The organism is Vibrio sp. 1457 (assembly GCF_033340195.1).
In the GTDB taxonomy this organism is placed as follows: Bacteria; Pseudomonadota; Gammaproteobacteria; order Enterobacterales; family Vibrionaceae; genus Vibrio; species Vibrio alginolyticus.
The window spans coordinates 190,948-217,446 of sequence record NZ_JAWOWA010000001.1; the positions used below are offsets into that span (position 1 = coordinate 190,948).

General features: G+C 45.1%; 22 protein-coding genes. 11 read left to right on the forward strand and 11 right to left on the reverse strand.

Annotated elements, in window-relative coordinates:
- Window positions 1–224: 224 nt before the first annotated feature.
- From cls to R7Z41_RS00885, 4 genes are all read left to right on the forward strand, one after another.
- Window positions 225–1,679, forward strand: a complete 1,455-nt coding sequence (cls, locus tag R7Z41_RS00870) for a cardiolipin synthase (protein ID WP_053303198.1) — start codon at window positions 225–227, stop codon at window positions 1,677–1,679.
- A gap of 214 nt (window positions 1,680–1,893) precedes the next feature.
- Window positions 1,894–3,099, forward strand: a complete 1,206-nt coding sequence (locus R7Z41_RS00875) for a cystathionine beta-lyase (protein ID WP_017820862.1) — start codon at window positions 1,894–1,896, stop codon at window positions 3,097–3,099.
- Between the two features lie 248 nt (window positions 3,100–3,347).
- On the forward strand, window positions 3,348–4,253 hold the full coding sequence (locus R7Z41_RS00880) for an esterase/lipase family protein (RefSeq protein WP_031781060.1): 906 nt from the start codon (window positions 3,348–3,350) through the stop codon (window positions 4,251–4,253).
- A 12-nt stretch (window positions 4,254–4,265) separates the two neighbouring features.
- Window positions 4,266–5,126, forward strand: coding sequence for a lipase secretion chaperone (locus R7Z41_RS00885; protein WP_206969790.1), 861 nt, complete (start codon window positions 4,266–4,268; stop codon window positions 5,124–5,126).
- A 24-nt stretch (window positions 5,127–5,150) separates the two neighbouring features.
- Here the strand turns inward: R7Z41_RS00885 and R7Z41_RS00890 are convergent, their stop codons facing one another.
- From R7Z41_RS00890 to pspA, 7 genes are all read right to left on the reverse strand, one after another.
- Entirely contained in the window at window positions 5,151–5,717 is a 567-nt protein-coding gene (locus tag R7Z41_RS00890) for a DNA-3-methyladenine glycosylase I (protein WP_005378109.1), read from the reverse strand.
- A 72-nt stretch (window positions 5,718–5,789) separates the two neighbouring features.
- Window positions 5,790–8,900: an efflux RND transporter permease subunit VmeI gene (gene vmeI / locus R7Z41_RS00895; RefSeq protein WP_085569587.1), complete on the reverse strand. Its 3,111-nt coding sequence runs from the start codon at window positions 8,898–8,900 to the stop codon at window positions 5,790–5,792.
- Complete coding sequence (locus R7Z41_RS00900) at window positions 8,897–9,994, reverse strand: efflux RND transporter periplasmic adaptor subunit (protein ID WP_318136294.1); 1,098 nt, start codon at window positions 9,992–9,994, stop codon at window positions 8,897–8,899. The genes vmeI and R7Z41_RS00900 overlap by 4 nt, the downstream gene beginning before the upstream one ends.
- Before the next feature lies 1 nt (window position 9,995).
- Entirely contained in the window at window positions 9,996–11,027 is a 1,032-nt protein-coding gene (locus R7Z41_RS00905) for an efflux RND transporter periplasmic adaptor subunit (RefSeq protein ID WP_005378114.1), read from the reverse strand.
- 161 nt (window positions 11,028–11,188) lie between these two features.
- Window positions 11,189–11,578, reverse strand: a complete 390-nt coding sequence (gene pspC / locus R7Z41_RS00910) for an envelope stress response membrane protein PspC (RefSeq protein ID WP_025766867.1) — start codon at window positions 11,576–11,578, stop codon at window positions 11,189–11,191.
- Entirely contained in the window at window positions 11,571–11,804 is a 234-nt protein-coding gene (gene pspB / locus R7Z41_RS00915) for an envelope stress response membrane protein PspB (RefSeq protein ID WP_005378117.1), read from the reverse strand. The genes pspC and pspB overlap by 8 nt, the downstream gene beginning before the upstream one ends.
- Window positions 11,805–11,818: 14 nt before the next feature.
- A complete protein-coding gene (pspA, locus tag R7Z41_RS00920; protein WP_005378119.1) occupies window positions 11,819–12,490 on the reverse strand; it encodes a phage shock protein PspA in 672 nt (223 codons plus the stop codon).
- A 232-nt stretch (window positions 12,491–12,722) separates the two neighbouring features.
- Here pspA and pspF point away from each other — a divergent pair, with 232 nt between their 5' ends.
- From pspF to R7Z41_RS00950, 6 genes are all read left to right on the forward strand, one after another.
- The gene (gene pspF, locus R7Z41_RS00925) at window positions 12,723–13,730 is read left to right on the forward strand and encodes a phage shock protein operon transcriptional activator (protein WP_017820869.1); all 1,008 of its coding nucleotides are present in this window, start codon (window positions 12,723–12,725) and stop codon (window positions 13,728–13,730) included.
- 205 nt (window positions 13,731–13,935) lie between these two features.
- Window positions 13,936–15,555 carry an ABC transporter substrate-binding protein SapA gene (sapA, locus tag R7Z41_RS00930; protein WP_065274377.1) on the forward strand — a complete coding sequence of 540 codons (1,620 nt, stop codon included), beginning with the start codon at window positions 13,936–13,938 and terminating at the stop codon, window positions 15,553–15,555.
- Window positions 15,555–16,517 carry an ABC transporter permease gene (locus R7Z41_RS00935; protein WP_005378122.1) on the forward strand — a complete coding sequence of 321 codons (963 nt, stop codon included), beginning with the start codon at window positions 15,555–15,557 and terminating at the stop codon, window positions 16,515–16,517. Before sapA ends, R7Z41_RS00935 begins: the two co-directional genes overlap by 1 nt.
- On the forward strand, window positions 16,504–17,391 hold the full coding sequence (locus R7Z41_RS00940; RefSeq protein WP_005378123.1) for an ABC transporter permease subunit: 888 nt from the start codon (window positions 16,504–16,506) through the stop codon (window positions 17,389–17,391). Before R7Z41_RS00935 ends, R7Z41_RS00940 begins: the two co-directional genes overlap by 14 nt.
- On the forward strand, window positions 17,391–18,386 hold the full coding sequence (locus R7Z41_RS00945) for an oligopeptide/dipeptide ABC transporter ATP-binding protein (protein ID WP_005378126.1): 996 nt from the start codon (window positions 17,391–17,393) through the stop codon (window positions 18,384–18,386). Before R7Z41_RS00940 ends, R7Z41_RS00945 begins: the two co-directional genes overlap by 1 nt.
- Window positions 18,383–19,174, forward strand: coding sequence for an ATP-binding cassette domain-containing protein (locus R7Z41_RS00950; protein ID WP_005393308.1), 792 nt, complete (start codon window positions 18,383–18,385; stop codon window positions 19,172–19,174). Before R7Z41_RS00945 ends, R7Z41_RS00950 begins: the two co-directional genes overlap by 4 nt.
- Before the next feature lie 81 nt (window positions 19,175–19,255).
- On the opposite strand, the gene R7Z41_RS00955 is transcribed toward R7Z41_RS00950, so the two are convergent.
- A complete protein-coding gene (locus tag R7Z41_RS00955) occupies window positions 19,256–19,645 on the reverse strand; it encodes a DUF2750 domain-containing protein (protein ID WP_005378129.1) in 390 nt (129 codons plus the stop codon).
- 68 nt (window positions 19,646–19,713) lie between these two features.
- Window positions 19,714–20,619 (reverse strand): manganese-dependent inorganic pyrophosphatase, encoded by a 906-nt coding sequence (locus R7Z41_RS00960; RefSeq protein WP_017634678.1) that lies wholly within the window; start codon window positions 20,617–20,619, stop codon window positions 19,714–19,716.
- Window positions 20,620–20,805: 186 nt separating this feature from the next.
- On the opposite strand from R7Z41_RS00960, the gene R7Z41_RS00965 reads away from it, so the two are divergent.
- Window positions 20,806–22,020: a putative manganese transporter gene (locus tag R7Z41_RS00965; protein WP_005378133.1), complete on the forward strand. Its 1,215-nt coding sequence runs from the start codon at window positions 20,806–20,808 to the stop codon at window positions 22,018–22,020.
- 76 nt (window positions 22,021–22,096) lie between these two features.
- Here R7Z41_RS00965 and R7Z41_RS00970 read toward each other — a convergent pair whose 3' ends face one another.
- Window positions 22,097–23,836 (reverse strand): glycoside hydrolase family 36 protein, encoded by a 1,740-nt coding sequence (locus R7Z41_RS00970; RefSeq protein WP_225477393.1) that lies wholly within the window; start codon window positions 23,834–23,836, stop codon window positions 22,097–22,099.
- Between the two features lie 198 nt (window positions 23,837–24,034).
- Window positions 24,035–26,497 carry a trimethylamine-N-oxide reductase TorA gene (gene torA / locus R7Z41_RS00975; protein ID WP_005378138.1) on the reverse strand — a complete coding sequence of 821 codons (2,463 nt, stop codon included), beginning with the start codon at window positions 26,495–26,497 and terminating at the stop codon, window positions 24,035–24,037.
- Between the last annotated feature and the right edge of the window lie 2 nt (window positions 26,498–26,499).

Consider the following 26,499-nt stretch of genomic DNA (forward strand, 5'->3'; position numbering starts at 1 on the left):
AAAAAAGTACATTTATCGCACAAGTGTCGAGTTACGCAGGTTAAATGCTGCTTTTTTGTTCAAAAGTTAAAGAATGACCTTATTTTTCACATTAAAATAACAGAATCAGCTGTTATGAAATTCGTTCCTCATATAAGGTCAATCCCACGTCTAAATGGGAAATCTATTCCCCCAACCCACTTTTATGCTTAATATCCTAGAAGGGCATATTACTCTGAGCGTATATGGACAAGTTTTATCACTTTCTTACTTTAGCTGGCATCGGGCTATATTGGTTACTGGTCGCAGGTGTGACCATTCGTGTCGTTTTAAAGCGCCGTGCAGTGAGCGTGTCTTTAGCTTGGCTAATGATCATTTATATCCTTCCCGTCCTGGGTGTCGCATGTTATTTCCTCTTCGGTGAACTGAACTTAGGCAGAAAACGAGCCGAACGTGCGAAAGAGATGTTTACACCATTCGAGAAGTGGTTCAGTCAGCTTAACGACTGTAACGCGCACAACCCAGAAACGATGGGAAGGCACATCTACCGAATTGATGAACTTTGTAACAACCGCCTTGGTCTTCCCGCATTGAGCGGTAATACATTGTCGCTGCAACAGTCACCTAATGAGATTTTGCATTCCATTATTGAAGACATCGAAAACGCGCAGAGCAGTATTCGAATGGTATTCTACATTTGGCATCCAGGTGGTTTGGCTGACTCTGTCGCTTCTGCACTTATCCGAGCGGCTAAACGCGGCGTAGATGTCAAGCTATTGCTCGATTCAGCAGGTAGCCCGCGTTTTTTCAGAAGTCCTTGGTATCGAATGATGCAGGATGCTGGAATTGAAGTTATTCAAGCGTTAGAAGTGAAGATGTGGCGTATTTTCTTACGTCGTCTTGATCTTCGCCAGCATCGCAAGATCATCGTAATTGATGATGAAATTGCTTATACCGGTTCAATGAACTTGGTTGACCCGGCTTACTTCAAGCAAAATAGTGGCGTTGGGCATTGGGTGGACATCATGGTTCGCATTACGGGACCAACGGTAAACGTATTGAGTGCCATCCACTGTTGGGATTGGGAAGTCGAAACTGGCGAACGCCATTTACCGAGACTACCTGAATGTAAAATCGATGAGAGTGAATTCCAACACCCTATTCAGGTTGTGCCTTCTGGCCCAGGTATGCCGGAATATCTGATCTATCAAGTATTAACATTGGCAATAAACCAAGCCAATCGCTCGGTACGAATCACAACACCATATTTCGTGCCCAATGCTGATTTACTCGAAACGTTAAAGATGACAGCACAACGAGGCATTGACGTTGAACTCATTATTCCCCATAAAAATGACTCTATGATGGTGCAATGGGCGTCACGCGCTTTTTATAGTGAGCTCTTGAGTGCAGGGGTCAAGATTTATGAGTTTTATGGTGGTTTGCTGCATACAAAATCTGTCGTAATTGACGACCAATTCTGTTTAGTTGGCACCGTAAACATGGATATGCGCAGCTTGTGGCTGAACTTCGAAGTGACCCTCGCCGTTGATGACGAAGAGTTCACCAAGCAAATGTCTTGGTTACAAGATAGCTATATTAAGCAATCTCACACTGTTGTATTGGAAGAATGGGAGAAAAGGAGCCTATTTTCTCGGTTCTTAGAGCGAGTGTTCTATCTCTTCAACCCACTCCTCTAATACCTCAAATACACCGACTAAAAAACCTCCAGCGCTACATGCATCCTGCTGGAGGTTTGTTCTTTTAGCTCCCTATCTACACGATACCTCTCGACATCATTATTACCTGTTCATCTTGGCTGTTATTGGCTGATAGTTGACTTTTCCCTTGCATAACCTACGTCGTCCATGTTTTAAATATTCAAAACCGCAATATTTAAGACAGGGAACTTTTATGTCAGAGGGAAAAAAAACCAAACTCATTACCGCTGGCCGCGATAAAAAGTGGACAAATGGTGTTGTAAACCCACCCGTTCAACGCGCTTCAACTGTGGTATTCAATACCGTTGCAGAAAAGAACCAAGCCACCATTAATCGTGCAAACAAAACGTTGTTTTATGGTCGCCGAGGCACCAACACGCACTTTGCTTTCCAAGACGCAATGGTTGAGATTGAAGGTGGAGCTGGTTGCGCGCTTTACCCTTGTGGAACGGCAGCAATTTCAAACGCCATCCTCTCTTTCGTTGAAACTGGCGATCACATTCTAATGGTGGACACTTGTTACGAACCAACTCGTGACTTTTGTAACACCATCATGAAGAAAATGGGCATCGAAACCACCTATTATGACCCAATGATCGGTGAAGGTATCCGAGACTTGATTCAGCCGAATACCAAAGTCCTTTTCTTGGAGTCTCCTGGTTCAATAACCATGGAAGTCCAAGATGTACCTACATTAGCGCGCATTGCCCACGAGCAAGATATCATCGTGATGCTTGACAACACATGGGGAGCAGGCGTGAACTTCTCTCCTTTCGAGCATGGCGTAGACATTTCCATTCAAGCGGCAACTAAGTATATTGTTGGACATTCAGATGTCATGCTAGGTACTGCTGTGGCTTCTGAAAAGTATTGGGATCAGCTTCGTGAACAAAGCTACCTGATGGGTCAGTGCGTTTCTCCTGACGACGCATACCTAGGTCTTCGAGGTATTCGCACGTTGGATGTTCGCCTAAGACAGCACGCAGAAAGCAGTTTAAAAGTCGCTCAGTGGCTCGCTTCTCGCCCAGAAGTTGATCATGTCCGCCATCCAGCTTTAGAAACAAGCCCTGGCCATGAGTTTTTCAAACGAGACTTCACAGGTGGAAACGGCTTGTTTTCTTTTGTTCTCAAAACGTCTTATCCAAAAGCGACGACGGCTCTGCTTGATGGTATGAAACACTTCAGTATGGGTTACTCTTGGGGCGGTTATGAAAGCCTCATTCTAGCTAACGAACCTAAGAGTTTTAACAGCCTGAGAACCGTAGCTCACCCACACTTTGAAGGTACTTTGGTTCGTATTCATATTGGCTTAGAAGACGTAAATGACTTGATCGCTGATTTAGAGGCTGGTTTTGCGCGTTATAACGCCTTAATGCTTGAAAAAGAAGTCTCCCTATAACAATGATTGAATCGCCCTGCATTGCGGGGCGTTTTTATAAACCCCTGACTTAATTAGAATTAACTAACATTTACCCTGACCATCAATTAATGTTAATCATTTGTGTTGTTTTTCAATTGAGCAGTCACAGAATGAATTAATGTGCCACAAATAGGCTTTCCAAATTTAGGGTTTCTCTCCTACTTTTGATCATTCATAAGAGGTCATACCACAAGGAGATAGTTTTGAAACTCAAATTTATAGCGCTAATGCTTTTTACCTTAATTACCGTCCCAATAACCTCCGTATCCGCTGCAACAGGTTATACCCAAACCAAGTATCCGATTGTTCTGGTTCACGGTTTGTTTGGTTTTGATACCCTGGCAGGCGTTGATTACTTTTTCGGAATACCACATTCCTTAACAAAAGATGGCGCTACGGTTTATGTTGCACAGGTATCCGCGACCAATAGCAGCGAAGTTCGAGGGGAGCAACTGCTTGCTCAAGTAGAAACCTTACTTGCAGCAATAGGCGCAGAGAAAGTCAATCTCATTGGTCACAGTCATGGTGGTCCAACAACGCGCTATGTTGCCTCTGTCCGTCCTGACCTAGTCGCATCAGTTACGAGTATAGGAGGCGTTAATAAAGGGTCTAAAGTGGCAGATTTAGTTCGTGGCACCGTATCTGAGGGTTCGGGTAGTGAGCAGCTCGCGGTAAAACTGGCGCAAGGCTTAACTACTCTTATTAATCTTCTATCAGGTGGTTCTGATCTCGACCAAGACCCTTTAGCCTCACTAGCAGCATTAACCACGGAAGGATCATTAGCGTTTAACCAACACTACCCGGAGGGAGTCCCTACCAGTGAATGTGGTAATGGTGACTTGCTGGCTTCAAATGGCGTTTATTACTACTCATGGACCGGATCATCCACTTTTACAAACGTTTTCGATCCGACCGATGCTGCCATGATGGTACTTGGCTTAGCCTTTGATGGGCCAAATGATGGCTTAGTTGGTGCGTGCAGCACACATTTGGGCAAAGTCATACGTGATGATTATCAAATGAACCATTTGGATGAAATTAACGGCCTACTCGGTATTCATCATCTTTTTGAAACCGATCCAGTCACGCTTTATCGCCAACATGCAAATCGTCTCAAACTTCAAGGTTTATAAGAGGTCATCACAATGAAGAAAGTCGCTCTCACCACTTTTATCCTGCTCTCGATATTTGGCGTGGGAGCACTTTCTCTGTTGCAAAGCGACAAACAACAAGAGATAACCTCTAACCATTCGCTATCTCAGCAAGATATAGCCGCCGATGTCTCTTCCCCAAAAGATTTCTTCGAATATTCTCTTAGCCGGCTGGGCGAAGAAGATCTCGATACGATCAAAGCGGAAGTTAATGATGACACTTTAGCAAAGCAAACTCTGAATATTGATGCCAAACTTTTTCAAACCTACCTTTCCTACAAGCAAGCACTCTCTGCATTAGAGCCTTTTGAGCACAATCACCTAACGCTTGAACAGTTAACCATGCTGAATGAAGCAATACTGAACTTACAGCTTCAATACTTTAGCGAGGCGCAGATAACCCAATTGTTTGACGAAGAAAACCGACTTCGTCAACTTGCTTTAGAAAAGCTGACGATTAAAACACAGGCATCGGATATCGAGAGTCAAGCACACCTTCTCAATCAAGCGTTATCAGAACAACCGGATTACATACGAGAAAGTGAACGCAATAACGCATTAGCAGAGCAGCTCGAGCAAGCTTCTCAGCTTGATTCACAAGACAAATACATCGCCCGTGTTGCTCTGGTAGGAGATGCCGGAGCGCAGAGGCTGCAAAAGCTTGATGAGCAAAGAGCATCATTTGAGACTCAACTCGCCACTTACTTAAAGCAGCGTCAAAATATTCTGAATAGGGATTTTCTAGGGCAAGACGAAAAACAGGCAGAAATCATTTCTTTAAGAAAACAAAGCTTCGATGCCACTCAATGGCGTCGAATCGAAGCTTTGGAACGTATTCATGATAGCCAGAACTAACAACATTAGCTTAATCGCCAAACGTTACTTATTCTGCTTTTTAGGACATCCCACGATATGGTCATCCACCATGCCGACGGCTTGCATGAAAGCATAACAGATGGTTTCACCGACAAACTTGAAGCCTTTCTTTTTTAGAAATTTACTCATGGCTTTGGATTGCTCTGTCGAAGCTGGTACGTCACTCATATGTTGCCATTGATTGACGATTGGTTCACCGTCCACGAACTGCCACAACGCGTCTGATAAACTCCCGTATTCAGCAATTAACGCTTTGGCCGCTTTGGCATTACTGAATACCGAGTTAATCTTTCCGCGATGTCTCACAACATCGAAGTTTTCCACGATGTATTCAGCGCGTTCTTCATTTCTTTGTTCCAACGCATCTAGATCGTAATTCTCGAACGCTTCTCTGTAACCTTCGCGCTTTTTAAGGATGGTGATCCAACTAAGACCAGCTTGCGCACCTTCCAAAGTAATAAATTCAAACAGGACTTGGTCGTCATATACTGGCACGCCCCATTCGGAATCATGATATTCGCGCTCTAATGGGTGATTCATCGCCCACGCACACGTTTTTTGTTCTGTCATTATTCTTCCTTAAAAAGCGCCTCTAACTGATGAGCTAGAGGCGCAATACTTTTCATCGTTATATCAGTAGCACTAAGCCTGTTTCGGTACTGCCACTTTATGGAACAAACGATACAACACTGGCACGACAATCAGTGTCAGGACTGTCGCAAAACCCAAACCAAACATAATCGTAACCGCCATTGGTTTGAAGAAGATATCTGGCAACAGTGGGATCATACCAAGGATCGTCGTGATAGCAGCCATACAAACGGGACGGACGCGACTTACCGCAGCATCAACGACCGCGTCATAAGCCTCTTTACCGGACTTCATTTCAATTTCAATTTGGTCCAGTAATACGATGCCATTTTTGAGCACCATTCCCGATAAGCTTAAGAAGCCGAGCAATGCCATAAAACCAAACGGCGTGTTGAGCGCCAACAAACCGGTAGTGACACCAATTAACGCCAGCGGCACGGTAAGCCAAACAATGAGTGGCTCTTTGATAGAGTTAAATAGGAATACAGTGATCAAGAACATGAACAAGTACCCCATTGGCATGGTAGTAAACAGCGACTCTTGAGCATCACCAGAAGATTCGTATTCACCACCCCACTCTAGTGAATAGCCAGGAGGCATTTGAATCGCTTCGATTTGGGGCTGTAAACGTTTTTGCAACGTCGATGCGGTTTCTTCACCTAGAATATCAGGGTCTGCCATCACAGTGAGCATACGCTTACGGTTCTTACGTACGATGATAGGATCCTCCCAACGCATGTCGTAACCCATTGTGACTTGTTGAAGTGGGATAAACTCACTCTGTGCTGGACTCCATATTTTCATGCCTTCGATGTTACGAATATCAATGCGCTCATCTTCTGGTAAACGAGCCACGATAGGCATGAGCGTCGTGCCGTCTCGGTAAAGGCCTATCGTCATTCCAGAGAATGACATGGACAAGAAGTCATCGACATCTGATTTTGTAATGCCATAGCGACGTGCCTGACTCTCGTTAAACTGCGGTTCAAGAACTTGGGTTCGTTCACGCCAATCATGCCTGATATTTGTTGCCTGAGGATCGGCGTACATGATGTCCTTGACCTGAGCGGCTATCGTACGAAGGACGGTTGGATCTGAACCAATAATGCGCGCTTCAATTTTTGCACCACCACCAGGGCCTAACTCAATCTGTTTGAGCTTGTAATTGATTTCTGGGTAGTTGGCTTTTAAATACTCTCGAAACTTCGCCATTAATGGTTTCAACGCTTCGTAATTTTCCATACGAGTGGTTATCTCACCATAAGCCGCATAACTTTTCTCTGGCGCGTACGTTAACATGAAGCGCTGTAAACCTTTACCCGCGGTCGTCGTGATATGGTCAACATGCTCTTGCTTAGCTAACCAACTTTCTAACTCTTTAAGCGTTGTGTTGGTTGCTCGAATATCAGTTCCTTCTGGCATCCATACATCTAACTGAAAAATCGGCGTTGTCGAAGATGGGAAAAACGCTTGCTTCACAAAGGTGAACCCGTAAACACTTGCCGCTAATCCCGCAATCAGCACCACAACGGTAAACCAAGCACGACGCATACAAAACTGAAGAAACTTTTTATAAATAACGAAAATAACCCCGTTATATGGATCATTTTCTTCCCCTTCACCTTGTTTAATCTTCTGGCCTTTAAAGAAGATGTCAGCAAAGAATGGTGTCAACGAGATAGCGGTAAACCAGCTCAACATTAAAGAGATCAGTAGAACCGTAAATAAAGTGCCACAGTATTCGCCCGTCGAGTCTTCAGACAGTCCAATTGGCGCAAATGCAGTTACCGCAATCACAGTTGCCCCAAGTAATGGCCACTTTGTTTGGGTAACAATGTCGGTCGCTGCTTGGAGTCGAGTTCGCCCTTTTTGAGTACCAATCAAAATCCCCTCAACCACAACGATGGCATTGTCCACCAGCATACCTAACGCGATAACCAAGGCACCTAATGAAATCCGCTGTAAATCTATCGCGAGATACTTCATGAAAATGAACGTACCCAACACCGTCAGCAGCAAGATTAAACCGATAAGTAGCCCAGAACGTAGCCCCATAAAGAACAGAAGTACGATAATGACGATACCGACAGCTTGAGCCAAGCTCACAACAAAACCGCTAACCGATTTATCCACTTCTTTCGGCTGACTATAGATTTCCGAAATTTCGATACCGACAGGTTGTTGGTACTTTAGCTCTGCAAGGCGATGATCAAACGCTTTTCCGACTTCAACGACGTTGACGCCTTCAGCAAAAGAAACACCCACGTTTAGTGCGAGGCTGCCGTTAAAATTAATAATATTATTCGGGACTTCTACGTAACCACGTTTTATTTCCGCCACATCTTTCAAGAAGATGAGCCCCTGAGCACCCGACTCAGTAATCAACAAATCGCCTAGCTCATCCACACTCTGGAACTCGCCAGTCGGCTGAATTCTGATGTACTCGTCACCAATTCTGATCGCTCCTGCGTCAGAAACTACGTTTTGCGTCGAAAGAAGATTAAACACGGTATCCGGAGCAAGACCTATACTGCTCAATTTTTTCATCGATACTTCGATGAACACTTGCTCTTGCTGTTGCCCAGATACCGAAACTTTACTCACGCCATCAACCAGTTCGAGCTCTCGGCGTAAGTAATCGACGTAATCCAGTAGCTCTTTATAGCTATAACCGTCGCCAGTCACCGCTAACAAAATCCCGTAAACATCACCAAAATCATCGATCACTTGAGGTTCATTCACACCTGGAGGCAACGTCCCTTTAAGGTCGTTCACTTTACGGCGCAACTCATCCCAAATTTGTGGTAGATCATCAGGGCCATAATTGTTCTTCATCGTGACCGTGATTTGAGATAAGCCTCGGCTAGAAATCGAATTTACTTCATCAACATAAGTAAGCTGCTGAATCGCTTTTTCGATTGGATACGTCACTTCTTCTTCGACTTGTTGCGGTGTCGCACCAGGGTAAGAGGTCACTACCATCGCATCTTTAATAGTAAAAGCAGGGTCCTCAAGACGCCCTAAACCAAAGAATGCGGCGATACCACCAATCAAAAATATCAGTGCGACCATCCAACTGATGACGCGATTTCGGATGAAGTACGCAGCAATACCGGTCACATCATCATCACTTTGAGGCACTGATTTATTAAGATCGCTCATAGACCGGCCTCCTGCGTAGCCATTTCCTGTATCACTTCCACTTTCATGCCATCCCTTAATCGAGAAACACCGGCAATCACAACTTTGTCTTTGAGCATGAGACCATCAAGGATTTGAATGGACGTTTTAGATGCCTTACCTGCTCGCACCTGTTTGCGCGATACCGTATTGTCGTCATTCAGTACCCAAACAAATTTGTTTTCGCGCCCCAGCTCGTCACCATCCGCATTAAAAATGGCTTCGATAGGGACATTAATTCCTAGGTTGAGATCAAGCCCAACATTCTCGTCTTTAGACGTTACTTCAACAGCCATCCCATCTAGGATGTACTCTTCTTCCGGCATAGGAAGCGACAGTGTGACAGTAAACGTACCTGTTGTTGGATCGGGCTCAGTCGTAAATTCTTTTACCGTCGCGTTATATTCGTTACCGCTGGGCACGCGCACTAATGCTTTGATCGCGGTAAGCCTTTCTTCCGTTGGCGGTTGGTTCACATAGAGGCGGTCTGGAAGCTGAATCAACACTTCGACTCGCTCCAAGCTGTGAATATTAACGATATGCTGTCCGACTTGAACATTTTCGAATTGGTCGATATTAACTCGCGAAATAATCCCATCCACGGGCGCTTTTAAGGCAGTAAATGATAGACGAAGTTTGGCTAACTGAAGCTCAGCTAAGGCGATTTGTCGTTGTGCTGCAATTTCATCAAACTGAGACTTAGCTAATAGGCCTTTATCAACCAAAGGGCGTGAGCGGCGATACTGACTGTCGACAACAGAAAAACGCGCACTCGCATTATCTACATCCAACTCATAGTCCGTGGGATCTAGCGTTGCAATAACATCACCCTTCGTGACTTTGTCGCCCTCTTTTACCATGATGCGGCTGACTTCTCCTGCCACTCTGAAGCTCAAATGAGAGCGATCCGCTGCATTCGCAACCGCAGGGAAGTACAAGTTGTCGTCCACCTTGTTTCCCGCTAATGACGTAACCCTAACTCGTGGCGTTTCGAGCTCTTTTTCTAGCGCCTTATCCCCACAGCCAACGAGAAAAAGCGTTGAAAGTAAAGTCGCTAGAGAGATGATTCCTTTCATATTACAACCCTCTTTCCTTAATCCACGCTCTTACCTTAATTCCGGGTTCAATTACACTGACACCCGAGATAATGATTTGGTCGCCATCGTTAAGCCCGGCTAACACTTGATTTTTGTCATTCATCTCAATTGCGGCTTTGGATACAATGCCTTGCTCATCGACACGCCAAACGTATGTTTTGCCGTTCTCTTCTAGCAACGCGGAGTTAGGAATCTTTGTCGCTCCTGCACTTTTGGACAGGAGGTAAGCATTGCCAGACATTCCCGGCAAAAGGCCAATTTCTGCTGGTCGCTCCATGACCATCGTGACTTTGTAACTGCCCGTTTTAGGATCGGCTTCTGTATCGATTTCCTGAAAGGTTAAATCAAAGGCTCGCTCGGGGAACGCATCAAATATCATTCTGGCAGAGACATCGCTCCCCTGCGTGTAACGATTTAGAAGATAGTCTGGGATTTGGAATATCACTTTGAGGAGTTGGTTGGACTGAATATTCATCACCCCTTCTTTCGCGGCAACATATTCATGGTTTTCTGCTGGAATGTACGAAATGGTGCCATCATATGGCGCGACAAGTTTGGTATACCTTAAGTTTGCCTTTGCTTGATTCCATTGAGCTTTTGCCGAGTTGTGATTCGCTTTTGCCTCATCAAAATCTTGCTCAGATACTACTTGGTCTTTACGTAGCTTTTGGTATCGCTTGTATTGCACATCTGCGAGCAAAAAATTTGCCCGAGCTTGCTGTTCGAGCAGAGAATATTCATCTGGGTTTAATGACGCCAAAACATCACCTTTACTGACGACTTGACCTTCATTCACTTCTATCGTTTGAAGAAGCCCAGGAACTCGAAATGTCAGTACTGCTCTATCGCCAGCTTCCGTCGTGGCAGGAAAATGTCGCTCAAACTGGGCATTGCCAACAGATACTGTAAATAGCTTCGCAGGGCGCGATTCAGGTTCAGGAACAGGAGGAAGTTCTTTACCGCACCCCGACAAGACAGCCGAGATGGCAATAGGAATGAGCAATTTTCTCATTACATTCATCCATAAAAATTGGGGGATTATTTTTAAAGTAGATGAATTTTGAACGAACTTCCAGAGCAGAAAAGATTAATAGTGCTTTAAAATTAGTAATTTGTGATAAAAAAGCAGGCTTTATGCCTGCTTCAGTTAAATCTTCTTTGGATACAAAATGCCTAGAGCTTACTGAATTCTCTGTTCACCCTATATGTATCAGACGTAACATAAGCTTCCATGTTACGAATTTTGCCATCAAGACGGTCAAAATCCCTTTCCAACACACTGAGCAGTTGATCAGGGCTTTGCCCTTTCTGCCAAGGCTTACTTTTGAGCGTATGCTCTTGCTGAGCTCTGATATTTTCAGAATACGTTACTGGTTGCTTTTCTAACATAAACGCCATCGCGATGTACGCTAACAATACCAAAAACGTACCACCTAACAGCGCTGCAGAAATCACTACAATACGAATCAACCAAACTTCTGCACCAAAGTAGTTGGCAATTCCGGCGCAAACACCGGAGATTTTGCCATTTACTGGATCACGATACAGTTCTCGATTATTCATACTTTCGTCTCCATGTTGGTGACTCAGCATCCAAGATGCGCTCCAATGTATCAACTCGGGACTGCATCGCTTCCGCTTTTTCAGATAGTACCTGAAGGCGCTCTAAATCTTGGCTCGACAGTGCACTATCTGTTTTGCGTTTGCTGCGATAGTGTAAGAAGAGCCATAGTGGAGCGACAAAGATTAAAAAGACAATCACTGGTCCTGCTATAAAAAATGCCGACATAAATGGCTCCTTTCTTATTTATCTTTCGATGACATCTGTTCTTTCAGTTTTGCCAACTCTTTTTCAATTTCGTCTTGTGCCTGCAACTCTGCAAACTCTTGTTCTAGCGATTTAGCATTACCAGTTTGAGCATACAGGTCTGCTTCCGCTTCCATTTCATCCACTTTACGTGAGTACTGCTCAAATTTCGCCATCGCTTCATTAGTACGGCTAGTGTGCAGGTGTTTTTGCACATCACGACGGTTAGATGCAGTTTGGTTACGAATTGCTAGTGCTTGCTGTTTTGCGCGCGTTTCAGCAATTTTGCTTTCCAACTTACCAATCTCGCCAGTAAGCTTATCGATCGTTTCTTCCACTAAGGTTTGCTCAGTGTGGAGGCCCTTAATCACTTGCTCTAGCTTTTGCTTTTCAATTAACGCTGCACGAGCTAGATCTTCACGCTCTTTAACTAATGCTAAGCTCGCTTTTTGGCCCCATTCGCCAATTTGCTCTTCTAACGTTTCAACCTTACGAGCCAACTCTTTCTTGTCTGCAATCGCTTTAGCCGAGTTAGTACGCACTTCAACAAGTGTGTCTTCCATTTCTTGAATGATAAGACGGATCATTTTTTCAGGATCTTCCGCCTTGTCCAGTAATGCACTGATGTTTGAGTTAACGATATCTGCAAATCGAGAAAAAATACCCATAACGGAACTCCTCTTTTTTCCTATTAAAACTCGACAAGGTGGTGATTAACCTTGTGTCTCCCTGAATATATAACAAGTAACGTGCCAACTTATAATTTTCTTTTAAATCAGATTGTTATTCATTTTGTTGTCGTTACACACTATTGTGCTATGATGTTTTTCACCAACTGTTGGTGAAATTTACCAACTCTATCTCTAAATCATGGCTCGGCTGTTAAATAAGAAGGACTTTATGAAGCAAAACCTGATTGGTGAATCACCTGCTTTTCTCGCTGTACTAGATAAAGTATCACAACTTGCACCCATTGAGCGCCCTGTCCTCATCATTGGTGAACGAGGTACGGGTAAAGAACTCATCGCTCAGCGTTTGCATTATTTATCAAGACGTTGGGATAAACCACTACTATCACTCAACTGTGCGACATTAAGCGAAGGGCTAATAGATTCCGAATTGTTTGGACATGAATCCGGCTCCTTCACGGGCTCTAAAGGTAAACATAAAGGGCGTTTCGAGCGTGCCGAGGGCGGTACTTTGTTTCTTGACGAACTGGCAACCGCACCACTTTTAGTTCAAGAAAAGCTATTACGTGTCATTGAATATGGTGAATATGAGCGAGTTGGCGGTCATACCGCTCTAAATGCGGATGTTCGACTTGTTTGTGCAACCAATGCCGACCTACCAAAATTGGCAGAGCAAGGTGATTTTCGTGCAGATCTGCTCGACAGGCTAGCCTTCGATGTCATTATGTTGCCGCCTCTTCGCGAGCGCAAAGAAGACATTCTCTCTTTAGCAGAGCACTACGCGATGAAAATGTGTCGTGAACTGCAACTGGAATACTTTGTCGGTTTTACCCCAAAAGCGCAGCAGTCGCTTATTGAATATGAATGGCCCGGTAACGTCCGCGAACTAAAAAACGTGATTGAACGTGCGATTTACCAACATGGTCTGAATGCTCACCCAATTGATGAACTGGTTTTCAATCCCTTTGAAACGGTTTGGCACAGCGCGCTTGGCCATAGTGCAAAACAAGCAGAACAACAAGAAGAGGAAGCATCAAGCAACACCATCCAATTCCCTCTAGACTATAAACAATGGCAAGAGGAACAAGATATCCATTTACTCAATCGTGCATTGGAAGAAGCCAAGTTTAATCAACGACAAGCAGCCGAGCTACTTGGCTTGAGCTATCACCAATTACGAGGGATGGTTAGAAAATATGGTTTGGTCGGACAAAGCTAACTTGACCGAGAGTACTCAATCAATACACGAGCTCGTGACTGCGCTCTAATTCGCATGCATTTATGGCATAACACCTTACAGTGTATGGATTTTATGTTTGGAGCGAGTTCACAAAGGTGATAAATTAGCGAGATCATTTTCGCTTGTTAGCTTTGAAAGAGTAAGATCAAACGAAACGAGCAAGATCCAATGAACATTTCATATTATGAATGCTTTTATAAGATTATCGCTGAGCCTTATTGGGATTAGCCTACTGACCGCTTGTGGCGATGAAATTGACCACAATGATATTCGCAAAGCTGGCTTTGTGTTTTGCGGACAAGGTAAGCCGACCACGTTTAACCCTCAGCTTATTGATAGCGGTATTACCGCAGAGGCTCTGAGCCCGCAGCTGTACGATACGCTGCTCACGCTCGATCCTAAATCACATCAGCCCGTGGCAAGCATCGCCGAGAGTTGGTCAGTAAATGAATCAGGGACGGAATACACGTTTAAGCTTAAACGTGGTGTTAAATTCCAAACCACACCTTGGTTCACACCCACTCGCCCATTGAATGCAAAAGATGTGGTATTTAGCTTCAAGCGAATCATCGATGTAGACCATCCTTTTCACCAAGTAGGTGGTGGTTTTTATCCATGGTTTGCAGGGTTAGATTTTCAAAACCTACTCCAAGACGTGGTTGCAATAGATGAGCATACGGTAAGGTTTACGTTATCTCAGCCAAACTTTTCTTTCTTGGCCAATATTGCCACCAGCCATGCGGTTATCTTGTCTTCGGAGTATGGACAGCAATTGGCTGCAAAAGATCATAAAGAAGAAATCGACCAACTTCCTATCGGTACCGGCCCTTATCAATTAAAAGAATACCAAGTGAACGACTTGATTCGATTAGAGCGTCATTCTAATTACTGGAAGTCACCAGCAAAAATGGAACAAGTGGTGTTCGATATCTCTCACAGAGGCACGGGTACATTAGCTAAACTTTTAAGAAACGAGTGTGACGTACTCTCTTCACCTATTTCGAGCCAAATACCTGTCATTCAAGAAAATGACAACCTTGAGCTGACGGCTACACCAGCTAACAACGTTTCCTTTATTGCGATAAACACAGAAACCACCGCGCTGAGTGATGCTCGAGTTCGCCAAGCACTTAACTTAGCGATCAACCGTCAAAATATTTTAGATTCGGTTTACTACGGAACTGGCTCCCAAGCTTATACCTTGCTACCACCTAATTCATGGGCTTATCAAAAAGATAGCGTAAAAATTCGTTATGACCGGAATTATGCATTGGCACTACTTCGAGATGCAGGCTACGAAGACGGCCTAGAATTGACCATGTGGGTACCACTTGAACCACGTGCTTTTAACCCAAGCCCTCGTAAGACTGCGGAGTTAATCCAAGCGAATTTTGCCGATATTGGGGTTAAATTAACGCTACTGACCGATGATAGGTTTGAACGTGTGGATTTGGAGAACATCAACGATATCGATTTACTTTTAACAGGTTGGATTGGTGATACCGGGGATCCTGACAACTTTTTCCGCCCTTTATTATCTTGCGAGTCTGACCGCGTTGGCCTTAACGTGTCCATGTGGTGTAACGATGACTTCGATTTCTTGCTCGATTTGGCGTTAGAAACTCAAGAACCGCGTTACCGTTTGAACCTATATCGCCAAGCACAGAACATTTTGAATCAAGAGTTCCCGGTTATTCCTCTGGCGCATGGCGTGCAGTTCCGTGTGCACGACAAATCGCTGACAGGCTTCAAATCAAGCCCTTTCAATGCCCAACCGTTTGATAGAGTTGAGAGAATTCACTGATGTTTTGGTATACCGTTCGACGCTTTAACCTATTTATCATCACTTTGATGATCCTTACATTAGTAGGTTTTTCTCTGCTTCGCCTTGACCCTCTCTCGCACTGGGCAAACGTTGATTTTTGGTCTGGCTGGCAAACTTACTTAATCAACCTTTCTCAACTCGATTTTGGCATAAGTAAAAACGGCAATGCGATTTACGACGAGCTCGCCGTTGTATTCCCAGCCACTTTGGAACTGTGCTTTTTTGCCTTTTTGGTGTCCCTTTTGATCGGCATTCCTCTTGGAACCGTGGCTGGGATGAAGCAAGGTAAATGGCTCGATACCAGCATTTCATTCATGTCAATGTCTGGTTATTCCGCCCCAATCTTTTGGGTAGCTCTGCTACTTATCATGGTCTTTTCATTGGAATACCAACTCTTTCCCGTTGCGGGACGGTATGATTTACTTTACGAAATTGATCATGTAACCGGGTTTGCCATTATCGACGCATTCATGGCGAAAGGCGAATACCGCGCTCACGCACTGCAAAGCGTTATTGAGCATATGGTGCTGCCATGTTTGGTGCTCGCTTTGGCTCCAACCACCCAGGTTGTCGGACTAATGCGCTCCTCGGTAGCGGAAGTGATGAGCCAAAACTACATCCGTGCAGCGAGAATCAAAGGTCTTTCTAACCGCGAAATCGTAACTCAACATGTATTGCGGAATGCGATACCGCCTATCATTCCCAAAGTTGGTGTTCAACTCTCGAGTATGATTACCTTAGCTATCATCACGGAGTCTATTTTTAACTGGCCAGGTATTGGTCGTTGGCTTTTAGATGCGCTAGCAAGCCAAGACTATGCATCTATCCAAGCTGGCGTGATGGTACTTGCGACTTTGGTTCTTACCGCTAACATACTCTCGGATTTGATTGGCGCGATGATTAACCCTTTAGTTCGAAAGGAATGGTATGCTAACAAATAACGTTTATCAGGAAGAGCGCATTCCAACACAGTTTGAGCGTTTTTGGCGAAGCTACCGCGCCAACGGACTAGCCATGTTTGGCTTGTGGTGCTTGGTGTTTATCGTCCTTATTACCATTTTTGCCCCCCTACTTGCACCATTTGACGCCCAAGCACAGTCAGGTGAGTTGCTTGTGCCGCCATCATGGGCTCCAGCAGGAACGGTTGATTACTTTTTGGGGACCGATGACTTAGGTAGAGATATTCTTTCGCGCCTGATTATGGGCTCTCAGCTGACATTTGGCGCTGCTGTCGCCATCACCGCAATTGCTGCCGTTGTAGGCTGTTTAATTGGCGTATTGGCAGGTATGACGAAAGGCTTACTGTCGAGTACTCTCAACCACTTGCTCGATACCGTCATGTCGATCCCGTCGCTCTTATTAGCAATCATTTTTGTGGCATTTCTAGGCTTTGGTGGGTTCAATATTTTACTCGCAATCTGCTTGGCTTTGATTCCGCGTTTTATTCGCTCCGTTTATATCGCAGTCCACACCGAAGTTGAAAAAGACTACATAATGGCAGCACGCCTTGATGGCGCTAATGATTTCTACTTACTGTGGAGTTCAATTCTTCCTAACATTCTGACGGTCATTGCCGCTGAAATCACACTCGCGCTCTCTGCTGCGATTTTAGATATTACGGCACTGGGTTTTCTTGGCCTAGGCGCACAGGCCCCAAGCACCGAGTGGGGAGCAATATTAGGTGACTCTGTCGAGCTTATTTATATTGCACCTTGGACAGTGACCCTACCCGGCCTGACCATCATGTTTACTGTTATTACCCTAAACTTAGTAGGTGAAGGTGTACGTCAAGCGCTTAATGCGGGGATCGAATAATGCCGTTGTTAGATATTCGACATTTGACCATTGAGATCGAAACACCTCAAGGGTTGGTCAAAGCCGTTGACCGAATGAGCCTAACTTTGAACGAAGGCGAAATTCGTGGTCTTGTAGGTGAGTCTGGCTCTGGAAAAAGCTTAGTTGCAAAAGCGATTGTCGGGGTAAGTAAAGATAACTGGCGCATCACCGCTGACCGTATGCGCCTTGGCAATATTGACTTGCTTCAGCTTACGCCAAAAGAGCGTCGGCGCGTCATTGCTCGTGATATTGCGATGATTTTCCAAGAGCCTTCAACTTGTCTTGACCCTTCAGAGGAAGTCGGGCGTCAATTGATTGAATCCATTCCATCTCGCGCATTTGAAGGGAAATGGTGGGAGCGATTTAAATGGCGTAAAAAACAGGCCATCGCGCTTTTGCATAAAGTGGGTATTAAAGATCACAAGCGTTTAATGGGTAGCTACCCTTATGAACTGACTGATGGTGAGTGTCAAAAGGTCATGATTGCCATGGCGATTGCGACCAAACCTAAATTGCTGATAGCAGATGAACCAACCAACGACTTAGACCCGATTACCCAATCGCAAATTTTGCGTCTGTTGAGCCGCATGAACCAACTTAATAACACAACCATTCTGCTTATCGGCCACGACTTAGCGACCATAACACAGTGGGCAGGACGTATTACGGTAATGTATTGTGGTCAGTCGGTGGAGTCTGCCGATACCAGTAAAATCATTGCGGCACCCAAGCACCCGTACACCGATGCCTTGCTTAAAGCGATGCCTGACTTTAATGATTGGGTACCACACAAGCAAAAACTCCAATCCCTACCGGGCTCGATTCCGCCATTGCAGCATCTGCCTATCGGTTGTCGCCTCGGACCACGTTGCCCATATGCGCAGAAACAATGTGTAGAAATTCCACACACCAGACGAATTAAGAATCATAAATTTAACTGCCACTTTCCATTGAACACGGAGAAAAAGTCATGAGTGCGTTACTTGAAGTCGATAATTTATCGAAGCAATTTGTTACGCGCTCCCGTCTGTTCAAACGTCAGGTTAATGAGGCAGTTAAACCGGTAAGCTTTACTTTAGAGCCAGGACAAACTATTGGTTTTATTGGTCAAAACGGGTCAGGGAAATCCACACTAGCTCGTATGCTTGCTGGCGTTGTTGAACCAAGCTCCGGAGAGATCCGTGTGAATGGCGAACGATTGGAGCACAAAGATTACGCGACACGCTGCAAGCTCATCCGCATGATTTTCCAAGATCCAAACACATCGTTAAACCCACGAATCCAGATTGGTCGTATTTTAGAAGGTCCGCTAAAGCGAAATACCAACATGCCGCCAGATGCGCGCATGCAGCGTGTAAAGAACACCCTACTCCGCGTAGGATTGCTGCCTGAGCACGCCTATTTTTATCCACAAATGCTAGCTGCCGGTCAAAAACAGCGCGTGTGTTTGGCTCGTGCACTTATTCTTCAACCTTCCATCATTGTCGCTGATGAGGCGTTAAACGGTTTGGATATGGCAATGCGCTCGCAGATCATTAACTTATTCCTCGAGTTGCAAGAAGAAATGGGATTGTCATTTGTGTACGTGTCTCAGCACATTGGCATTGTTAAGCATATTACTGATAAAGTGATGGTGATGCATGAAGGTGAAGTGGTCGAGTTTGGCGAGACCAACCAAGTACTGACTCATCCCGAGCATCCTATTACTCAACGACTAGTCGAAAGCCACTTTTATAAAGCGCCAAGCCATCAAACAAAATAGTTATCAAAGATGTAATCGTGCAAATGTAAAGAAGCCTGCTTTAACGCAGGCTTCTTTATTGCATGGGTACTAATCAAAAAACTAACGGCGGCTCGCTTGTTTGCGCAGTTCAAAATCAAACTCGTCAGGAAACAATACGACCCCTTCTTCATTTTGATTTGGGAATACAACAATCGATAGCTCGTCATCCTCTAGACCAGAGGTCCAACGGCTGTGCCACTTGTTTAAAGAGATCGCCTCAGGCTCGCAATCTTCCCAATCACCATTCGCCCATTGCAAAGCGAACTCTTCGTTTGGCCATACTGGTACACAATCATCATCTTCTGTATTTAACATGACACAGCCATGTTCGTCTTTCAGAATCCAAACCTTACGATTCGCCACAATCTCTTTTACGCAGTACTTTAAACGTTGCTCTTCGTTGTAGCGATTAATGGTATCCATCTGCTCTTGGGTCAGTTGCTCAGACATATTCGTCTCCTATTTCCCATAGAAAAATGCCCGCAGCTAGGCGGGCATTTAAAGTATATGCTAGAAAATTAAGCTAGCTCAGTTTGAAGCCAAGGCCAACCTTGCTTCTTACGGCTTAGCGTGTTTTCCATCATTAGCATGCCGTCTTTTTCGTGCTTAACAAGCTTCTCAGCCCACTCACCTTTGTATAGAAGACGAGTTTGAGCAGTCGTGATGTCTGTTAGCATTACAGCAGCGAACGCTAGGTTATCTTTCTCACAACGAGATTCTAGGTCTGCTTCTAGTGCTTCGATCATACCGTCAACTTGCTCAAGAGTTGCAAGTTCAACTTGACCAACCACTACGTCACGACCGTTGAATGGGTAACCTTTAAGGTCTTTCTCAACAAGCTCAGCCGCTGATAGACCTTCGATGTTTGTTTTAGCAATTAGAAGATCTTTAGTGAACGCGTCAACATCTTGTACGTCTGCGATTGCCGCTAGTTCAGCAACGGCATCTTTGTCTTTTTGTGTACAAGTTGGAGAAGCAAAACCTACTGTGTCAGATAGAATTGCTGACATCATTAGCTTAGCAATTTGTGGAGTAATCGCGTGACCTTCAATCTTGAACATGTTGAATAGAACAGTGTTGGTACAACCAACAGGCCAGATCCATGCTTCCATTGGGTTTACTGTCATCACGTCACCTAGACGGTGGTGGTCAACAATACCCGCAATTTCAGCTTCTGCGATATCGTCTGGTGCTTGTGCTAGATCTGAGTAATCTACTAGCCAAACGGTCTCACCCGCAACTGATGTGCGAAGCTCAGGAACTTCAGCGCCAGCAACTTCTAGGATGTGCTGAGTTTCACGGTTGATTTCGCCTTGGCGAATTGGCATAGCTTCAACGCCACGCGCTTTTAGAAGTTCAGTTGCAACGAGTGCACTACAAATACTGTCACTGTCTGGGTTCTTATGACCTACAACTAGAATCATGTTTCTTCCTATTCAAGTCAATTTTATACGCCGCCTAATACAGTTAATTAGGGCGTGTTTGCTCACAAAGGCCGATACTTTACCTGATTTCAGAGAGTTTGACACGAAGAAAAGTTCACAATGCTATTGCGAATAAATCTCATTTACATATAATGATAATTATTCCTATTTGCATTTGAGTAAACGATGAACGCGACCCAATTATTACACTCTGCACAACAGTTGTTTCAGCCTACTCAGTTTCGTTTAGCTTATAAGCGATTGCTGATCCCTATCGTCATGCTCATTTTGCTAGGCAATGAAAATACACGTGACGTAGCCGTACAGACGCTATCCGACTCATTCTGGGCAGTGTCATGCTATGTTGCTGCCACATTGGCTATTTATCATTATCTTTCAAACTTTATGTCGAAAACCAATCGAATTACCGAGCTATATCATCGCTCGCGTAATCATCAGGTTTTCTTTGCTTCTTTGTTGGGTGCTTTGCCTGGCTGTGGTGGCGCTATTGTTGTGACAACGCAATTTATTAGTGGCCGAGTGGGATTTGGTGCGATTGTCGCGGTACTTACTTCAACAATGGGTGACGCTGCCTTTTTACTTCTGGCCGCCAAACCAAGTGTTGGATTAGGCGTGGTTGGATTAGGCATTATCGTGGGTACTCTTTCAGGGTTAGTCGTTAATGCTTTTCATGCTGATAACTTTCTGCGACCAGAACCAAAAGAAGCACCTCAGACACATGCTTGTTGCCAACACCAGACAGACCGACACACGCCTCTTGAACAACGTGCAATCAATCTACAAGGCGCATTTTGGAAATGGCTTATTGTGCCTGCTAGTGTCGTTGCTGTGTTAATGTCTTTCCAAATAGATATTAATCAGTTGCTATCTTTGAAAGCCAACACCATTGAATGGCTGGGCGCTATCTTCGCGGTGATCACAATGTCATTATGGGCGATGACAAAAGAACTTGGCGATTATCAGTCAACGGTCTCTGAAGATGAAAAAATCGTGGACTCACACCCGATTCAAAAAGCAGCACAAGATACGAATTTCGTCAGTGCTTGGGTGATCGTTGCTTTTCTGGCGTTTGAGCTGACAACCTATTTTTCTGGACTCGACCTTGTAGAAACCTTTTCTCATTGGGGAATTTGGATGCCATTAGCTGGCCTAGCCATTGGTATGTTGCCTGGTTGCGGACCGCAAATTTTAGTCACTAGCCTATACATTTCTGGTGCAGCGCCACTTTCTGCGCAACTGGCCAATGCGATTTCTAACGATGGTGACGCCCTATTCCCCGCCATTGCTATGGCACCAAAAGCCGCTTTGGTCGCGACTATTTATTCGTCCATTCCTGCTTTTATCGTTGGATACGGGTATTACTTTTTATTCGAGTTCTAACGCTCAGAGCATCAAACGAGAAAGGAGCCGCAATAGGCTCCTTTCTTGTTCTTAGTATTGGGCGATTTGCTTCACGTTATGCCGTGACGATCGCTTTCGCATTTAGCCCTTTATCCACGCTCACCATTAATAACTGACAAGGTTCTTGGTTTAGCTTTTCCCCTGTCCAGTAATCATACCAGTCCACCGGTTGATCAGACGTCAGCGTAAATTCCATCGCTCCGTAACTCGCATAATTAAACAAACAATGGAGGTCATTCTTCGTCGTTAGTTTTAAAAACGCGTGATTTAAACTCAAAGCGGTAAACTTTGCAGATTGTTGGTTACGTTGTTGACGTAACATGAGCTTAGACAGTGTCTTCTTAGCAAACGGCGTAATCTCAGGGAGCGGGTCACCAGACAGCAGCAAACCACCACTCGCTAATAACACCGTGCGATGAAATTCATACTCTTCTCTGGATGCGGCTTGGTTAGCTAGTGAAGTGAATGTGGCGCAATCCGGGTCAATTTGCCACAATTTTCGATGCTGCCAACTACGGTAAAAGGTTTCTTTGGCTATCTGTTCGAATCGACGACTATGACGCTCTACATCGTCAGAAACACGCATTGCATCCACAAGCCCCAGAGATGGCCACATTGGCGCGTTGCAACCTAAAAGCCACGCATCACCGGCGCCTTTGGCAATCGCTTCCATTCCTAAGCGATACGCCTCAACGCCTGTAATACCAGATTGTTTACGAACACCTTTTAAGGTGCCCCAATAGTTCGCGTCTAGCTTGAACAACTCAACGCCCCACTCTTGTCTCATGACAGAGACTACATTCGTCAGATGGTCTTGTACTTCTGGGTTTGAGGTATCGAGTATGTACCAAGGCGTGCATCGCCAACCACCGTATGTGACATCTTCTGCTTTAAGTAAGCCACCATCCTTGTGGCGAACAAACCACTCTGGATGCTGTTTGAAGATCTCCGACTCAGGCTGTGCAATGAAAGGCGCCATCCAAATTGCCGGCTTTTTTCCTTTTGCACGGATGTTATGAATGAGCTCTTTTACGCCACCAGAAAACTTATCTGATGGGGTTAACCAATCGCCCATAAAGGCTTGATAGCCATCATCCAGAAGTACCCACTCTAGGTCTTCGAGCTTATCTTGCATACAATCTACGTTCTGCATGATGTTTTGCTCTGTCACGTCTGCGTAGTACGCGTACCACGAACACCAACCAACAGGCGCATCTTGTGTCACACCTTGGCGAACAGGATGATGCTCTGCAATCATCTCGCCATAGGTTTGATAAAGCTCGGACAGTGATTGACCGCAGAGTACCGCCACGGACTCAAGTTGATTACTTTCCCAATCCGCCACTTGAGTCAACTCACCATCAATTGCGGCTGATAAAACCCAATGCCCATCACGCAGCACAACATCAAAATAGCCTGCAAAGCGATGACATGATGTGAAGCCAAATAATGTGTAGCCCGCTGAACCTTCCACCACTAAATAGTTGTAATAACGCTTAGGGGCATCTTTAGGGTAGATTCGATAAGAAGGATTATTGTCTGGGCAGCGACCAATATCAACGGGGTGATTGATCGTTCCCGCCGTTTGCGCCAACATTTGAAAACCATCCCCAATTACGTTGGCCTCGTGCTCGTACAAAAACGGCATTTCGAATAACACTTCACGGTCGGTAAAGGTTTTATTGTGAAGACCAGCAAAAGAAAAATGTAATTGATTACCCTCGACTTCAACTTGGAAGTCATTGTTATTCACAGTGATCTCAGTGTGATTTGCTAATTGAATGCTCTGAGCCATAAAGAGTCTACTCACTTAATTATTATTGTTTAGCTTGGCGCATTATCTCCTGCTTGTCTCACCCAATTCGTTACCATCATCACGAATACCAGTCTCGTTTAACGTTATGAAGTTACTATTGAGACAACGCTCACTGAAATTTTGATAAAAAAATACCAGCCCTGAGGCTGGTATTTCGATTTATGCAAACTGCACTAATTAAGCAACTTCGATCGGACCACCAAATGAAGTGACTGGCGGCACTTTACCTGTGAACTTCTCGAAGTCTACGATACATGTGTTCGCAGAAGTCGCCTGTGCAAGCTCAGAAGAACCGATGTCTTGCGTTAGCGTGTTAGGATCACCGTAGGTACAGATTGCGCCCTCTTTCTCGTTTAGAGGACCGTACCATGCACCTTCTTCGATACGAATAACGCCACGTGGGTAGCTGTCAGTCAAAACAGCACCAGCTAACAGCTGACCACGACCGTTGAATACACGTACCAAATCACCATCTTTGATGCCTTTTGCTTTGGCATCCGCTGGGTTGATGTAAACCGGCTCACGACCTTGTACCGCGTAAGTCGCGCGGAACTCTTCAGACTCACACATTTGAGAGTGAAGACGCTTATCAGGGTGGCAAGACTGCAACCAGAATGGATATTTATCTGAACCAGGACCACCGTGTGAACGCTCTGATTTTTCGAACCACATTGGGTGCTCTTGACAGTGTTCGTAACCGTAACGGCCGATCTTGCGTGATGTAATCTCGATGAAGCCAGACGGTGTACCTAGTGGGTTAAGCTCAGGATCTTTACGGAAGTCCGCATGACGAACCCAAGGTTTACCTTCACCGAAGTCTAGTACGCTCTTCTCCCAGAACTCGTTGAATTCTGGCATTTCGAACTTACCTTCGTTCGCTTTTTTACAATCGTTGTAAAGGCTTTCGATCCATTCCATCTCGCTCATACCACGAGTGTATTCTTCGCGGCGACCAAAACGCTGAGTTAGTTCACTCATGATTTGGAAGTCAGGCTTAGATTGGAACAATGGATCAACGAGGCGATGCATTGCAATCAGACCTTTGTTCGAGTATGAACCGTATACGTCGATGTCGTTACGTTCCCATTGCGTACACGCCGGTAGAACGATATCTGAGAAACGACATGTCGCAGTCCAAGCAAACTCGATCGTTACAACCGTTTGAAGTTTGCGGAACGCTTTCTTCATGCGGTTACGATCTTGATGGTGGTGCCATGGGTTACAACCCGAGATAACCATCATCTTGAAGTCTGGCAGTTTCACTTTACCGCCGTTGTAGTTGATCTCTTTGCCAGGTTCTAGCAGACAGTCGATCCAACGTGCAACTGGGATAGTACGACTGTAGCCGTTAAAGTCGTTGTTGTCCCACTTCGGTTTCATACCTTGGTCAAGGTTACGAGGGAAACCACCAGGGCCCGCGAAACCAGTAGAAGGCACACCGATACTTGAGTAGTGGTGACCGTAAGAGATACCACCGCCAGGTAGACCGATTTGACCAACCATTGCAGCAACCACAGCCGCTGCCCAGTATGGCTGCTCACCGTGCTCTTGACGCTGGATACACCAACCCATCAGGATCTGTGTACGACCGCTGACTAGCATGCGTGCGAATTCACGGATCTTGTCCGCTTTCACGCCACAAATCGCTGCTGCCCATTCAGGCGTCTTCTCTACTTTGTCTTTTGTCTTACCTTGAACGTATTGAATGAACTCTTCAAAGCCGAGACAGTAAGTATCAATGAACTTCTTATCGTACAGGTTTTCGTTGTACAACACGTGTGCCACAGCGAGCATGAACGCTACGTCTGTCAGCGGGTTGATGTACAAGTGATCGTTCTCTAAGTAGCGCTGAGTTTTGTTCTTCACTGGGTCTACAGATAGAACGTTGATCTCACCTTTCGCCACTTTTTCTTTTAGTTGTGCAAGGTACTTAAACGACTCATGCGTTTCACAGTTCCAACCTACTTGAAGGTTTTTCACTGGGTCGTTAGCCCAAAGAACGATGTTGTCAGAGTTTTCTAGGATCTCAGACCAAGACGTACCTTGTGCATAAACTTCGGTTGAGCCTAGCACGTACGGCATAATGGTTTGACCTGCACCCGTCGAGTAGTCACCTACTTTAGTGATGAAGTTGCCGTGCATACCTACTGCACGTTGCATGTGCGCGGTACAGTTGTTAAATGAACCCGTTTGGTTCCAACCTGTTTGACCTGCATGCAGCGCCCATGGGCCGTAGTCTTTTTGAATACGTTCTAGCTCACGGTAGAACAAGTCTAGCGCTTCATCCCAAGTTACTCGAATGAAACGGTTGTTACCGCGAGTATCTGCGCTGTATTTATGTTTCTTCAACCAATCTAGACGAACCATTGGGTAACGCACACGTGAAGGGCTGTAAATAATGCCCTTGATACCGTTCAACATTTCTGTTGGGTTTTTGTCTAGCTCTAGCGGCTTGATCTCTTGAACTTTACCCGCGTAGATGTGGGCGCGGAACGCGCCCCAGTGAGAACCGGTTACTTTCCAAGTACCTGTCGTCTCAACGGCATTTGCAGAGGCGGACGCCAATAAGCTAGGACCAATTACTGACGCTGCACTTGTGGTTGCTACACCTTTAAGAAAACTTCTTCGTGTAATAGCCATTT

What these genes read in the sequence shown, in the direction of transcription:
- vmeI (WP_085569587.1), bottom strand. Translation starts at nt 8,900, where the DNA reads ATGAGCGATCTTAATAAATCAGTGCCTCAAAGTGATGATGATGTGACC.
- R7Z41_RS00965 (WP_005378133.1), top strand. Translation starts at nt 20,806, where the DNA reads ATGAACGCGACCCAATTATTACACTCTGCACAACAGTTGTTTCAGCCT.
- pspB (WP_005378117.1), bottom strand. Translation starts at nt 11,804, where the DNA reads ATGTCGGCATTTTTTATAGCAGGACCAGTGATTGTCTTTTTAATCTTT.
- R7Z41_RS00945 (WP_005378126.1), top strand. Translation starts at nt 17,391, where the DNA reads ATGCCGTTGTTAGATATTCGACATTTGACCATTGAGATCGAAACACCT.
- R7Z41_RS00935 (WP_005378122.1), top strand. Translation starts at nt 15,555, where the DNA reads ATGTTTTGGTATACCGTTCGACGCTTTAACCTATTTATCATCACTTTG.
- R7Z41_RS00890 (WP_005378109.1), bottom strand. Translation starts at nt 5,717, where the DNA reads ATGACAGAACAAAAAACGTGTGCGTGGGCGATGAATCACCCATTAGAG.
- R7Z41_RS00955 (WP_005378129.1), bottom strand. Translation starts at nt 19,645, where the DNA reads ATGTCTGAGCAACTGACCCAAGAGCAGATGGATACCATTAATCGCTAC.
- R7Z41_RS00950 (WP_005393308.1), top strand. Translation starts at nt 18,383, where the DNA reads ATGAGTGCGTTACTTGAAGTCGATAATTTATCGAAGCAATTTGTTACG.
- pspC (WP_025766867.1), bottom strand. Translation starts at nt 11,578, where the DNA reads ATGAATAATCGAGAACTGTATCGTGATCCAGTAAATGGCAAAATCTCC.
- torA (WP_005378138.1), bottom strand. Translation starts at nt 26,497, where the DNA reads ATGGCTATTACACGAAGAAGTTTTCTTAAAGGTGTAGCAACCACAAGT.
- R7Z41_RS00900 (WP_318136294.1), bottom strand. Translation starts at nt 9,994, where the DNA reads ATGAAAGGAATCATCTCTCTAGCGACTTTACTTTCAACGCTTTTTCTC.
- R7Z41_RS00940 (WP_005378123.1), top strand. Translation starts at nt 16,504, where the DNA reads ATGCTAACAAATAACGTTTATCAGGAAGAGCGCATTCCAACACAGTTT.
- sapA (WP_065274377.1), top strand. Translation starts at nt 13,936, where the DNA reads ATGAATGCTTTTATAAGATTATCGCTGAGCCTTATTGGGATTAGCCTA.
- R7Z41_RS00885 (WP_206969790.1), top strand. Translation starts at nt 4,266, where the DNA reads ATGAAGAAAGTCGCTCTCACCACTTTTATCCTGCTCTCGATATTTGGC.
- R7Z41_RS00880 (WP_031781060.1), top strand. Translation starts at nt 3,348, where the DNA reads ATGCTTTTTACCTTAATTACCGTCCCAATAACCTCCGTATCCGCTGCA.
- pspF (WP_017820869.1), top strand. Translation starts at nt 12,723, where the DNA reads ATGAAGCAAAACCTGATTGGTGAATCACCTGCTTTTCTCGCTGTACTA.
- R7Z41_RS00970 (WP_225477393.1), bottom strand. Translation starts at nt 23,836, where the DNA reads ATGGCTCAGAGCATTCAATTAGCAAATCACACTGAGATCACTGTGAAT.
- R7Z41_RS00875 (WP_017820862.1), top strand. Translation starts at nt 1,894, where the DNA reads ATGTCAGAGGGAAAAAAAACCAAACTCATTACCGCTGGCCGCGATAAA.
- R7Z41_RS00905 (WP_005378114.1), bottom strand. Translation starts at nt 11,027, where the DNA reads ATGAGAAAATTGCTCATTCCTATTGCCATCTCGGCTGTCTTGTCGGGG.
- pspA (WP_005378119.1), bottom strand. Translation starts at nt 12,490, where the DNA reads ATGGGTATTTTTTCTCGATTTGCAGATATCGTTAACTCAAACATCAGT.
- cls (WP_053303198.1), top strand. Translation starts at nt 225, where the DNA reads ATGGACAAGTTTTATCACTTTCTTACTTTAGCTGGCATCGGGCTATAT.
- R7Z41_RS00960 (WP_017634678.1), bottom strand. Translation starts at nt 20,619, where the DNA reads ATGATTCTAGTTGTAGGTCATAAGAACCCAGACAGTGACAGTATTTGT.